Genomic DNA, 12678 nt, shown 5'->3' with positions numbered 1-12678 from the left:
TTTACTCATTATGAATGTTCTTCACTCTTTGCTCCTTTTTGCCTATTTCTGAAGCTGCTGCAGGCGCAATACTACCTGCTGCCGCATCTGCGTATATTTTTCCAGCTTTTCCTTTTCCTCCGCAATTTTATCTGCCGGAGCCTTGGAAATAAATTTTTCATTGCTCAGCATGCCGTTCACGCGGTTAAGCTCGCTCTGCAAGCGCTTTTCTTCTTTTTCCAGACGCTCTATTTCCTGTCCCAAATCTACCAGTTCCGCAAAGGGGATATACAGAGCAGCATTCGGTATCATTACGGAAACCGCATCATCCTCGATTCCCTGCTTATCCTTCTGGAGCATTGTTTCAGAAGCATATGCCAGAGAGGAAAAGAATAATCTGCCTTCTTCAAATGTGGTGAGAATATCTTCCTTCTCGCTTACCACATATACCTTCGCTTTCCGGCTGGGCGCTACGTTCATCTGTGTTCTTATATTCCGGATGCCGCGTACCGCTTCCTTTATCGTCTCGATATCTTTCTCTTCCTTCGTATAGCTCCATTCTTCCTTGTATACCGGCCACGAAGAAATCATGATCGACTCCTCCTTCGTCTGTAAAGAGCAGAAGATTTCTTCCGTCAGAAAAGGCATATAAGGATGAAGCAGCTTGAGCGCGTTAATAAGCACTGTCTTCAAGGTCCAAAGCGCCGCATTCTGGCTGGCCTCATCGTCGGAATTATAAAGTCTGGGCTTAACCATCTCGATATACCAGTCACAGAATTCGTCCCATATAAAGTCGTATACCTTCTGCACCGCTATTCCCAGTTCGAAGTTCTCCATGTTGTCGGTCGCTTCCTTAATAAGGCGGTTAAGCTTGGATAATATCCACTTGTCTACCGGCTGTAAACTTTCAAATAAAGCTTCGCTTTCATCGGCAATCCGGCTTTCGTTTTTTCCCTCCATATTCATCATAATGAAACGGGAAGCGTTCCAAACCTTGTTGGCAAAATTGCGGCTCGACTCAACTCTCTCATAGTAAAAGCGCATATCGTTGCCCGGCGCGTTTCCTGTAACCAGAGTCAGCCTGAGCGCGTCTGCACCATATTGCTCGATAATTTCGAGAGGGTCTATTCCATTTCCGAGAGACTTGCTCATCTTGCGCCCTTGCGAATCCCGGATAAGTCCGTGAAATAATACCGTATTAAACGGTTTTTCACCCATCTGCTCATAGCCGGAGAATATCATGCGGATAACCCAGAAAAAAATAATGTCATATCCTGTCACAAGGACATCCGTCGGATAAAAATAATCCAGATCCTCCGTCTTTTCCGGCCATCCCAAGGTGGAAAAAGGCCACAATGCGGAAGAAAACCACGTATCTAACGTATCCGGGTCCTGCGTAAAATGCTGGCTGCCGCATTTCGGGCAAGTAGCCGGAGCTGCCTTAGCAACTACCGTCTCGCCGCACTTATCACAATAATACGCGGGAATCCGGTGGCCCCACCATAGCTGGCGGCTGATGCACCAGTCACGGATATTGTCGGTCCAGTTAAAGTACGTCTTCTCCATGCGCTCCGGAACAAGCTTGATTTCTCCCGTTTTTACCGCTTCTACTGCAGGCTTTACAAGCTCATCCATTTTAACGAACCATTGTTTTTTAATGAGGGGTTCAATGGTCGTCTTGCATCTGTCATGTGTCCCTACGTTATGGGAATAATCTTCCACTTTTCCTAACAGTCCCATTTCGTCCAGCTCGGCAACAATTGCTTTTCTCGCCTCGTAGCGGTCCAGCCCTTCGAATTTTCCGCCGTTTGCATTAATGGTGGCATCGTCATTCATAATATTGATTTCGGGCAGGCTGTGTCTTTTTCCTACTTCGAAATCATTGGGGTCATGAGCGGGCGTTATTTTCACAACACCAGTACCGAATTCCACATCTACATAGGAATCCCCTACTATGGGTATCTCTCTGTTTATTAATGGGAGAAGAACTTTTCTTCCTATTAAATGCTTATATCTTGCATCCTCCGGATTGACTGCAACCGCAGTATCTCCCAACATCGTCTCAGGACGAGTTGTTGCGAACTCCAGAAACTCTGTCTCGCTGGGCTGTCCGCATTCATCCATAATAGGATATTTAATATGCCAAAAATGTCCATCCTGCTCTTCATATTCTACCTCTGCATCCGAAATGGACGTATTACAGACCGGGCACCAGTTGATGATCCTGCTGCCTTTATAAATCCATCCCTTTTCATGCAGCTTGCAGAACACCTCGGTAACCGCTTTATTACAGCCTTCATCCATAGTAAAACGTTCTCTGTCCCAGTCGCAGGAGGACCCCAGCTTCTTGAGCTGCCCGATAATTCTTCCGCCGTATTCTTTCTTCCACTCCCACGCGCGTTCTAAAAAGCCTTCGCGGCCCAGATCGTTCTTATCGATGCCTTCCGCTTTCATCTTCTCGATAATCTTGACCTCCGTAGCAATGGAAGCATGATCTGTTCCCGGCTGCCAAAGTGCGTTATAACCCTGCATTCTCTTAAAACGAATCAAAATATCCTGCATCGTATTATCCAGTGCATGCCCCATATGAAGCTGACCCGTAATGTTCGGAGGCGGAATCACGATGGTAAAGGGTTTCTTACTCCTATCCACTTCGGCGTGGAAATATTTCTTATCCAGCCACTTCTGATATAATTTGTCTTCGATCCCCTTGGGATCATAGGTCTTTGCCAATTCTTTGCTCATGTCTCTTCTCCTCATCTCAATTATTGAAACATCTCATAGGGCAGAATTCCCTATTACATAATAAAAAGCCCTTCGCCGGTCAAACAACCGACAAAGGGCGTAGATTACGCGGTACCACCTTTATTTTTCGCTCATGGATTCCGAAAATGATTCTCAGAGTCCTATCCTGTAACGGGGATAAATCGTGAAGACTTACTTGGCGCTGCGCACGGTTAGGCCTCCCGGTTCCAAAGCTACCTTCCGCATACCTTTCTTCAGACGACCTTTCAGCCGGTGGGCCGTCCTCTCTTTTAAGGGGCTGTGCGTACTCCTCTTTGTCATTACCTTTTTATATTCTGCTTCTTATTATTAATATTAAATATAGTAAACCAAAGCCGTTTTGTCAAGACGGACTTTCATACGAAATACTTTTGCCCATGTTTGGAAAGTCTGCCGCAAACGTCGCATCCGCCGTAAACAAAAGAATCAGCGCCAGGCATATGAGCTGCAGCAGCTTTCTGCCATTTTCCGTTTTCCATATCTTCCGGTATAAAAGCCGCATATACGGAATGATATAGCAAATAAGCATCCAGCCTGAAAGTCCGAACATTAGGCTTCCCCATAAGCAGATTCGCCCGCTGATGTTCAAAAAATCATTGCTGTAATCCCACCAGCGGATTCCCCACGTACGTTCCAGAATCCAACTGGCCAGATACTCCAATACAGAGCAAAGAAGCATCGATATAAAAAATACGCGCACCGGCTTATACTCATACCTCCCCAGCACAAAGGAAAGGATAATCCCTCCCGTTCCGTAGATTGGAAGCCATGGACCGAACAATACGCCCCGGTTGACGAACTCACCCTCCATCCCCATATAAATCAATACTTCCCACAGCCAGCCTGCGAAGGAAAGAAGAAAAAACAGCGGTGTGTAAAAAAAGAATCCGTAGGTCTCATTTCTTTTCTGCCTGATTAACTCTGCATAACTAATTTTTCGATCCATAAATATAACTACCGCCTCGCGTTCCGCTCATTGATACCCCAAATAACAAGAATGACATTTTATATAGTATCTCCGGGAAAAAGGTAAAAATACATAGCGGCTATGGTGGAATTCGAATTCTATTCTTTCGAAAAAATGTTGATAAAAAGGGACTTTCCGGTATATTCATCTTTTATGTACTCCATTACATACCCGAGTTTACCGATCAGACATACTATATTTGGCTTAAGTATTTCTTTTTAGAAAATCCAGCCAAGCTTGGCTTCTGAAATTAGAACACAAACCATAGCCTTGCAGATAAGTAATATAATCTTTAAACCTTGAATAATCCGCATTAATTTTACTATGTTCCATAGTAGTCATAATACTAATAGTTTTTTCAATGTTATTCGATTTTATATAACAATACAGAGAATCCCATATCAAACAGCCCTCTGTTTTAGAGGCATTCTCCAAATATTCGCCCCATTCAAACCATTCAGCTTCAGATAAATCTTGTATATTCTCAATTGGAGGATATGTCGAAAAAGCATAATAATTATTGTTATATTTAAATCCTAATTTTTCAGCTAAAGCGATGGACCCTTTATTAGTATCTGCACAAAGCCAATTTATTTTTTCGTAACCTTTATTAAAACAATCCTTAACGACTGCAGAAACAACTGCTTTTCCGAATCCATTTTTTCTATATCTTTCATCTGTATGAATTCCGATTGTTATCTCTTTGTCAAAGCTGCAATCACTTAATGACCAGCTTACAATAACATTTCCATTATGTATAAAATACCCTGCCCCATATTTTTCAAATCTTGCATCATCTCCCCAATCGGCAATCCATTCAAGCAGTTTCTCTGAGTTTTCGTAAGAAGTTTTCCTTAAGAAATCAACGTCAATTTTCTTAATTATAAAGCCATCTTCCAAAGGTTGATCACATTCCTTAAAATCATCAATAGATAATATATAGTGCCTCCTTTTATATCTTCTAATGAAAGGATTTTTATGAATCGTTGGTATTAAATCTATCCACTCACTCGAATCAGGTGTCAACTGGTCCCAAAAATCTATTACCACAGACACTTCAGAATTAAAATTGACATCACTAGAATTACCCGCAATTAAGTTACATTCACAAGTCTTTATCAATGCAACTGTCGGATCATCTATGCTATTTACATATATTTCACCTGGCATGGCACCCTTTATAACAGAAAGTACGGATACTTCATTTTTAGATTTGACTAAAGGTAATATTTTACTAAAATCATTATTATTTAATTTGAACATAAATTCCTCCTAAAATATAATTGCTTTATGGCTCATAAATTATTAATACTATCTTGTTTTATGTTCTGCTGATTTTATTTCTTAATTTTTGTTTGCATATATTAACAGCTTTGTTTTTACCCCATTCATTTTCATTTCTTAATTGACAATACAATTTCCAGCGTTCACTGGAAATTGTCATATTTTCAATTGCTTTTTTTACTGCACAGCCAGGTTCCGTTGTATGTGTGCAATTACTATATTTACAATTGTCAAAAAGTTCCGTTATATCTGAAAATGTATCATCAATTCCTTCTCTTGCATCCCACAAGCCTAATTCTCTAATTCCCGGTGTGTCAATCAATCGCGACTCCTGATGGAAGCATTATCAATTGCCTGTGGGTGGTGGTATGGCGTCCCTTTGAATCGTTTTCACGTATCTTGCTGACTTTCATCAGTTCTTCACCTGCAATTGCATTCAAAAGAGTAGACTTCCCGACTCCTGATGAACCAAGAAATACAATTGTATTGCCACCCTTTAAATAAAAATCAAGCTGATTCATACCGATTCCTGATATTGCGCTAATTACGCAAATATCAAGTTTTTCTGATATGCTTTTTACCTTTTTTGTATAATAATCCACATTATTGCATAAATCCGCTTTTGTTAAAATTACTACCGGTTTTGCTCCACTTTTCAATGTTACACTTACAAATCTTGTAATACGATTTAAATTAAAATTCTTATTGAGTGAATCTACTATAAAAACATAGTCAAAATTTGCCGCAAGCACCTTCTCTTTTATTGTTTTTACATAACTTGCCGCATGCCCTGAAAAATCTGTTCTTGAAAACTTGCTTTTTCTTTCATAGACTTTTTCAATAATAGAATCTCCGTTTTGATTAAAGTAAATTAATACCATATCCCCTATAACTGGGAACATGCTATTTTCTTTATAGAATGTTCCCAGTAATTTTGCGTGAATCTCTCCCTGTTCACATATTAACGTGAATAATTCCCGTTGAACTTCACAAACAATAGCATGCATTTGTGTTCCATTTTCTTTCATTTTCAATGATTTTCCTCCAATTTTGGGTACAAAAAAACTTGCCCATTGGCAAGTCTGTTTATACAGTGTTTACAAAAGGGTTCCTTATACGCAAAAAGCAAAAGCTTTCTGCATACTTCAATATTAAATTATTGATTCATCACCATATCTATTTTTTTCATAATTTAATCAACCCCTTTCGAAAGTAAATTGAAGTTTTTAATACTAACTTAATTATTATAAATTAAATAATATATGAAATCAAGTATATATCTCTATTTTCACCTTTTATTCTGCCCATTGCATTTGCTCATAGGGAATACCCATCTTCTTGCATTCTTCGCAAACATCTTGTTTTTCTATACTATTCCCGATAGTGTATTTTAAAATCTTATTACGGAAGACAATAAATTTAATATTTCCCGTCTTAAAATCAACAAACCAATTTCCGCCTTTTGTCTCATCTGAAATCATTACTTTTGATATCAAATTCGGAAAATCTCTGTTTGTCGAAGTAAAATATATAGCCGTCCAGTATTTTGGATTTCCTTGAGTCTTCCATATTTCTACTTTGTTGATCGTAAGGTAATCAAGTACCAAATCATTTTCTATACTTTCCTTAATAAGGACGCCTTCATATAAGCCTGTTTTTTCATTAAGAAGAGCATTGTTTCCACATGTGTGAATCTCTTGTGCGCCGTCAATGGTCAAATCATCTTTCAGTAAAACGTCGATAGAAACCCGAAAAAATTTACTCAGTATCAAAAGCTTATCAACATTTGGTAATGCTATATCCGCCTCCCATTTCGATATACATTGTCTGCTGACATTACAAATTTCTGCCATATATTCTTGTGAATGCCCATTTTTCTTTCTTAACATTTGTATTTTTTCAGATAGTTTCATTTTTATACCCCATTTGCGCTTTGACAGACTCAAAATCAATAGTTGAAAGCGATTTTGCTTTTAAATTAAATACCATCATTCAAGAATATAGCGCTCTTCCTCTTCAATGATAATTGCTTGACTATTTGTTAGATTTATGTGTGAAGTATGGTTAATGTCTATGTCCCCGGATATATTGCCTTCTATGCAGTGCACACTTAATGTGCATGGTAAAAATCCAAGGTTATCTTCGAATCCGTTCACGCATATGCAACTTCCGGCACTTACACCAATATATATTCCCCCCTGATCGATGAACCGCTCCAGCAGGCTTACAAAATTTGCTTCATACATTTTGTCAAGAAGATATCTACTATTGCCGCCACAGACATAAACGGTATCAAAAGCAGCCAATTCTTCATATTCCATTACGTAGTCAAGATTATAGGTCTTTATGTTTTCAGCTGATATACCCGCATTCAGTAAATCGTCCATGCACTTTGGCAGTACAGCTTTTGCAGCATCATAAGTAGCTGCGGTCGGTATCCATATTGCCCTTATTTTATTGGATGGCTTATTAACCATATCAAGAAATTTTTGCTCGATTTTTTTGTTTTCAAAGCCGGCTGATGTTAAAATAATTTTTTTCATTATATACCTCCATAGGAATATTATAATACTGTAATTGTCAAACATTATTATAATAAGTCCATCAATTAACATCTACCAACTTATAAGTGCATTTTAGCAACCTGCAAGTGCATAAATTCTTCCATCCAATTCCAAGTTAGTCCGAAGTCGTAGTGTTGGGGGAAGGCACTCCCCAACAAGCAGTTTAATGGAAAAGCCCTAAAAAAAACAGTATGCCAGAATTTTTACAATTGAGCTAACGTTACGCAGTCAAGTTACAATTCAACATGCCGTGGAGTATTTTACAAATAACTTCCGCCATTTCATCCGGACTTTGAATTGCCCCATTTTCTAACCACTTTAATGTTAGGGCCCAAAACCCGCCATTATTAAAAGCATATAGATATGTTATATGATCACCGTAATTTAATTTTAACTCAGGTGAGACATCATTATCCTGTAATCTAGGCATATATTCGTTATACTTTGTAAACAAAAATCCAGATAATCCATGCTTGTTCATGAGTATAAGAAAATCTAAATGTTTCAGACATATTGTAAAATATATTTTTGCAGTAGTATATGCAGATGGACTTTTTTCACTTTGTAGTGTGCCAATATATTCATCACATATCGTTTTAATACATGCGCAAATCACATCATCTTTAGACTGAAAATGACGATAAAATGTACGTCGGTCTAAATCAGCTTTCTTCGTAATGTCCTTTATAGTTATTTCAGAGTACTTATATTTCTTCATAAGTTCAAGCAGTGATGTTATAATCCAATTCTTTGACTGTAACGCAATAGGATTTTTTGTTTCTTTCATATAAAGTCCTCCTACAAATAGCTTAATAAGAAATAGCTTAATAAGATTGTAGTGTCACACTTTTTGATTAGTGTAGCACTTGCGCCTAAGGTATTGACGCTCCTGTTAACATCTATTATACTGCTTACAAATAAGTGCCGCAAGTGTGACACTTTAAGTTTTGAAAGTGTTCTATACTAATAAAAAATATCGTATGGAGGAAGAATATTGAAAAATATGATAATTTTGATAATTGTTATTGCGTTAGCCCTACTGGCTGCAACAATAATTCCGTTTAATGAATATCCGGTATTATTTATGAAACCTTCAAAAACAGGGAAGATTCAAGATTCAGAAATATTGGCTGTCAAAAATAAAATCGGCAACATGTATTTTATCAATTCAAGTGACGGATATATCTTAATAGATGCCGGTTCTGATATAAAGGCGGTAGAGAAAATAATTCAGCAGGAAAATATTTCAGATGTGAGACATATATTTTTAACTCACTCTGACCATGACCATGTAGCGTCTTTGGGCTTGTTTACTGACGCAAACATATATATGGGAGAAGATGAATTACAAATGGTAAATGGCGAGACAAAACGTGAAAGAAACAAAAATAATTCATTGCCGGATGGCATAGGATTGGATGACTTGATTTTGCTTAAGGATGAACAAAAAATAAAAATCGGTGAACATACAATAAGATGCGTTAAAGCTCCGGGACATACAACCGGCTCGATGATATATATATTAGATAATGATTATATATTTTTGGGAGACAGCTGTAAGATAAGTAACAACAAATTGGATATTCATCCTTTTACTATGGACGAAGCGCTTAGTCGAGAATCAATTCAAAAAATCAGTAAACTTATTAAGGGTACTGAATTTACATTAACATCACATTATGGCCACTATAAATCTTCAGACTTAGTTATTGACCAATAATACTAATCTCTTATGTATTCCGCGACCCACCACCTTTACGAAAGTATATGGACAAGTGGAATGGTAGTATTTTTATACAATAATCGAATAAAGCAACTATAGAACATTATTGATTCATTACCATATCTGCTTTTTTCATAATTAATTTACCCCTTTCGTAAGTAAATTGAAGTTTTTAATACGTACTTATTATCATAAATCAAATAATATATGAAACCAAGTATATATCTCTATTTTTAAGTTTCAAATATTACTTTTTTCCTGTCAGATAATATATGGCAACCTGTGTCCTATGCTTCAGGTTCCCTTTTTCCAGAATAGTGGTTATGTAATTTTTGACGGTCCCTTCGCTGATAAAAAGCTTTGACGCAATTTCCTTATTGGACAGCCCTTCGGCTATGGCTTTTATTACTTCCAGCTCTCTTTCCGTAAACAATTTCTCCTCAAAGCCTTGTCCTCCACGGATTTCTTTATTCTCCGCTATTTTCTCAAACACAGTCTCTTCCAACACATTAACGCCTGCGTTTATCGACTTTATCATCTGCTTTAATTTATCCGGCGTATGGTTTTTGATCAAATATCCCTTGGCACCGTTTTGAATGGCACGGACTACCAGATCATCGTCATCAAAGGTCGTCAAAATCAATACCTTTCCCAGATTCTCCTTAACAATGATACCCGTTGCCTCTATTCCATCCATTTCAGGCATCTGAATATCCATTAAAATGACGTCCGCCCTGCTTTTTCTTGCCAAGGCCACCGCTTCTTTGCCGTTGGCGGCACATCCTGCCACCTCAAACTCCTCATCTACGCCTAAAATAATATTCATGCCGTCACGGACAAAATCAGAATCGTCCGCAATGATTACCCGTATCTTCTCCATACCATACCTCACGTCATTTTATGCCTGCTGCTCTTCGGCAGGCAACAGCATTTTTACTGTAAACCCATTTGTCATCTCAAAGTCAATGGTACCGTTGACACTTCTGGTCCGCCTTTTCATACCTTCCATTCCCATACCCGTTTCAAATTTGTCGCAACCTTTTCCGTCATCGCATATACTGCATCTTACCAATTTATTCATCACGCATATTTCAATCTTAATATGGCTGCATTTTGCATACTTTAAGGCATTCGTAACCGCTTCAAAGGTATTATCCAATATAATCTCCCATAGCTTATCCGATATCTTTCCCGCATCCCCCTGTATGGAAAGCTCCATATCGATTCCGTATCTTTCCTTGCATTCTTCGCTCAATGCGTGAAGCTGCACCATCGCCATCTGCTTTTTATTGGGCTTTTCCTTTCTTAGGATCATTCTGATTTCCTCCATGCTGATCCTAAGACTATCTATCACGTTCTGTATAATGGAATTACACTTTTCTTTTTCCTTATCAAGCAGCACCTTGCATGCCTCCAGCTGATAAATGCTTCCGTTAATGCTATGTCCCAGTTCATCATGCAGCACTTGTGCAAGCCGTGTTTTATCTTCCAGCATCAGCTTCTCATAATAAAGCCCGTTTGCCCTAAGCTCTTCCTTCAGCTTTATTTCATGATTGTCTATCGTATCCTTCAGCTCATATTCTTCCTTCTCATAATATTCCATGCGCTCTCTATATTGTTTAAGGAAAATATAATGCTGCAAATAAATGACCGCACCGAACAGGCTGCAGAAAAAATAAAAAGGCCTATTATGATATGAGAAAAAGCATCCTATCATCGGAAACAGTAAAAGAGGCCATTTCAAGTTTAAATAAACCACCGCATCCAATACCAAAAAAGGTGCAAGGTAAAAACACTCAGGATTAAAATAGAGATAAGTAACCGAAAGCAGAAGCCCTTCCGCTAAAAGCCACAGCCACTTATATCTGATAAAGGATTCATAGGCTGTAGCCGAGAGCAAAATAAGCGCAATTAGACAGACCTGACTGCTTAGATGGCTGTCATCGGTCTGTCCGTTTACAATAGTATACGCTGAAATCGCCAGCATACATATAAATTTAAGTATTGGAAAATAATTTAGCAGAATCCTGTCTCCCATATCCCACCATCATTTCTAGTCATTTGTAAAACACCACTTTATACTATTGTATATAATTAATTTTATTATATATGAGAATTGCAGGCTGTCAAATCATAGTTCCTCTTTCTGAATTAGATTGAGCCCTAAAAATCCCCCGCATAAAATAAGTGCAAGAAAACCAATGACGGCAAGAGCATAGGAGCCGAATGCATTACTGCCTTCCGTTAGCAGCGTTTCCACCGCTTTAATCCCCCAGCGCTGCGGTGTAAGGAGCGCCGCATTGGCAAGCCATCCATCCGCCGGCATAGCAGTAAAAAACAACCCGGAAAGCGTAAAAGTAAACGTAGCCAAGAAAAATGCTATATAACTGGTATTCAGCAAATTATTAACGAGTATGCCGATTACTACACTTAATGTATTTAAAATAAGCGCCAACCCAAAGGTGAGCAGCAAATACTGTCCCATATTAATGCCAAAGTCTGTCTTGACAAAAAGTTTTATTCCTGCCCCCATTACAAATATCTGTATGATTACTGTTCCCATTGCTAAAAAAAATTTTACCAGACCATAGCTTGCCATACCGATTCCGCTTAATTTTGTTCTTTTGAATACACCGTTATTCCGCTCCATAATAACGATATTGCTGACAAAAACTCCACTGAACGTAAAAGCCATAGTGACAAGCGCCCAACTATATTTTACCGTGGACATATAGCCTAATTGTTCCGAGGTTAATTCCACGCTGGTACCGCTTCCTACACTTTCCGTTCTTATCTGAAACCCTTCTTTATTTGCCTGAGCCAAAAGTTCTTCAAAAGCTTCTTTGTCATCGTCTGCTGTTGTCGAAAAAGTACTGGCGGTGCGGAAAAATTGATTGATATAATTCTGCAATGTATCCACTCTCGCATCTTCATTGCCGTAATAAAGAAATACGCTGTCCTCATAATCTCCATCTAAAATCAGGCGGTCAAAATCCGAAGGAATTACCAGAACTGCCCCTATGGTATTTTCGTTCATCACTTTTATTGCTTTTTCTTTTATTTCCGGCATTTTGCTTTCTTCAGAATTATAACAATATAATTGATAGCATCCTATACCTTGTAAAGAATTAAGAAAGTCCGACGACAATTTGGAACCAGAAAGATCATATACCTTTATATTCAGTCTAAGGCTCGTCATGTCCTCTATCCTGTCGTCTTCATTTTTCAAATAAACTATTTTCTGCGCATCGTCTCCGTATACAGTGGTCGTCGCCGCATTCAGATTCAAAAGCGCCACCGCCGTCATAGGAAGTATGATAAGAAAGCAAAGGTATCCTGCATTTCTGAATAAAAGCCTGAAATTTATTCTTAACATC

12 protein-coding genes are annotated in these 12678 nt (G+C 38.4%); 1 reads left to right on the top strand and 11 read right to left on the bottom strand.

The genetic code is table 11. The annotated features are described in order from the left end of the window. Window positions 1-42: 42 nt before the first annotated feature. The 8 genes from CC90_RS0101035 to CC90_RS0101000 form a co-directional block, all read right to left on the bottom strand. A complete protein-coding gene (locus CC90_RS0101035) occupies window positions 43-2724 on the bottom strand; it encodes a valine--tRNA ligase (RefSeq protein WP_031388986.1) in 2682 nt (893 codons plus the stop codon). 382 nt (window positions 2725-3106) lie between these two features. Further along, entirely contained in the window at window positions 3107-3709 is a 603-nt protein-coding gene (locus CC90_RS0101030; protein ID WP_051869223.1) for a putative ABC transporter permease, read from the bottom strand. Window positions 3710-3934: 225 nt separating this feature from the next. Beyond that, window positions 3935-4993 carry a GNAT family N-acetyltransferase gene (locus tag CC90_RS0101025; protein ID WP_031388984.1) on the bottom strand — a complete coding sequence of 353 codons (1059 nt, stop codon included), beginning with the start codon at window positions 4991-4993 and terminating at the stop codon, window positions 3935-3937. 58 nt (window positions 4994-5051) lie between these two features. After that, a complete protein-coding gene (locus CC90_RS22845; protein ID WP_051869222.1) occupies window positions 5052-5336 on the bottom strand; it encodes a ribosome small subunit-dependent GTPase A in 285 nt (94 codons plus the stop codon). After that, on the bottom strand, window positions 5329-6042 hold the full coding sequence (gene rsgA, locus CC90_RS22020) for a GTPase RsgA (RefSeq protein ID WP_051869221.1): 714 nt from the start codon (window positions 6040-6042) through the stop codon (window positions 5329-5331). The genes CC90_RS22845 and rsgA overlap by 8 nt, the downstream gene beginning before the upstream one ends. 267 nt (window positions 6043-6309) lie before the next feature. After that, window positions 6310-6927 carry a helix-turn-helix domain-containing protein gene (locus CC90_RS0101015; protein ID WP_031388983.1) on the bottom strand — a complete coding sequence of 206 codons (618 nt, stop codon included), beginning with the start codon at window positions 6925-6927 and terminating at the stop codon, window positions 6310-6312. Between the two features lie 75 nt (window positions 6928-7002). Continuing rightward, window positions 7003-7557: a Type 1 glutamine amidotransferase-like domain-containing protein gene (locus tag CC90_RS0101005; protein ID WP_031388982.1), complete on the bottom strand. Its 555-nt coding sequence runs from the start codon at window positions 7555-7557 to the stop codon at window positions 7003-7005. 241 nt (window positions 7558-7798) lie between these two features. Then, window positions 7799-8365 carry a TetR/AcrR family transcriptional regulator gene (locus CC90_RS0101000; RefSeq protein WP_031388981.1) on the bottom strand — a complete coding sequence of 189 codons (567 nt, stop codon included), beginning with the start codon at window positions 8363-8365 and terminating at the stop codon, window positions 7799-7801. Window positions 8366-8581: 216 nt separating this feature from the next. Between CC90_RS0101000 and CC90_RS0100995 the strand changes: the two genes are divergently transcribed. Beyond that, window positions 8582-9298, top strand: a complete 717-nt coding sequence (locus CC90_RS0100995) for an MBL fold metallo-hydrolase (RefSeq protein ID WP_242843277.1) — start codon at window positions 8582-8584, stop codon at window positions 9296-9298. Window positions 9299-9548: 250 nt separating this feature from the next. Here CC90_RS0100995 and CC90_RS0100990 read toward each other — a convergent pair whose 3' ends face one another. The 3 genes from CC90_RS0100990 to CC90_RS0100980 form a co-directional block, all read right to left on the bottom strand. Continuing rightward, window positions 9549-10181 carry a response regulator gene (locus CC90_RS0100990; RefSeq protein WP_031388979.1) on the bottom strand — a complete coding sequence of 211 codons (633 nt, stop codon included), beginning with the start codon at window positions 10179-10181 and terminating at the stop codon, window positions 9549-9551. Window positions 10182-10199: 18 nt separating this feature from the next. Further along, complete coding sequence (locus CC90_RS0100985; RefSeq protein WP_031388978.1) at window positions 10200-11339, bottom strand: sensor histidine kinase; 1140 nt, start codon at window positions 11337-11339, stop codon at window positions 10200-10202. A gap of 93 nt (window positions 11340-11432) precedes the next feature. Next, window positions 11433-12677 (bottom strand): ABC transporter permease, encoded by a 1245-nt coding sequence (locus CC90_RS0100980; RefSeq protein ID WP_157837518.1) that lies wholly within the window; start codon window positions 12675-12677, stop codon window positions 11433-11435. Window position 12678: the final 1 nt, after the last annotated feature.

It is taken from the genome of Kineothrix alysoides (assembly GCF_000732725.1).
GTDB lineage: Bacteria > Bacillota > Clostridia > Lachnospirales > Lachnospiraceae > Kineothrix > Kineothrix alysoides.
Note: the sequence above shows the minus strand (reverse complement) of the source record. Positions and strands in the feature narration are given on the sequence as shown.

Bases quoted from the DNA above. Each gene is read 5' to 3' on its own strand.
- CC90_RS0101035 (WP_031388986.1), bottom strand. From the start codon at position 2,724: ATGAGCAAAGAATTGGCAAAGACCTATGATCCCAAGGGGATCGAAGAC.
- CC90_RS0101030 (WP_051869223.1), bottom strand. From the start codon at position 3,709: ATGGATCGAAAAATTAGTTATGCAGAGTTAATCAGGCAGAAAAGAAAT.
- CC90_RS0101025 (WP_031388984.1), bottom strand. From the start codon at position 4,993: ATGTTCAAATTAAATAATAATGATTTTAGTAAAATATTACCTTTAGTC.
- rsgA (WP_051869221.1), bottom strand. From the start codon at position 6,042: ATGAAAGAAAATGGAACACAAATGCATGCTATTGTTTGTGAAGTTCAA.
- CC90_RS0101015 (WP_031388983.1), bottom strand. From the start codon at position 6,927: ATGAAACTATCTGAAAAAATACAAATGTTAAGAAAGAAAAATGGGCAT.
- CC90_RS0101005 (WP_031388982.1), bottom strand. From the start codon at position 7,557: ATGAAAAAAATTATTTTAACATCAGCCGGCTTTGAAAACAAAAAAATC.
- CC90_RS0101000 (WP_031388981.1), bottom strand. From the start codon at position 8,365: ATGAAAGAAACAAAAAATCCTATTGCGTTACAGTCAAAGAATTGGATT.
- CC90_RS0100995 (WP_242843277.1), top strand. From the start codon at position 8,582: ATGATAATTTTGATAATTGTTATTGCGTTAGCCCTACTGGCTGCAACA.
- CC90_RS0100990 (WP_031388979.1), bottom strand. From the start codon at position 10,181: ATGGAGAAGATACGGGTAATCATTGCGGACGATTCTGATTTTGTCCGT.
- CC90_RS0100985 (WP_031388978.1), bottom strand. From the start codon at position 11,339: ATGGGAGACAGGATTCTGCTAAATTATTTTCCAATACTTAAATTTATA.
- CC90_RS0100980 (WP_157837518.1), bottom strand. From the start codon at position 12,677: ATGTTAAGAATAAATTTCAGGCTTTTATTCAGAAATGCAGGATACCTT.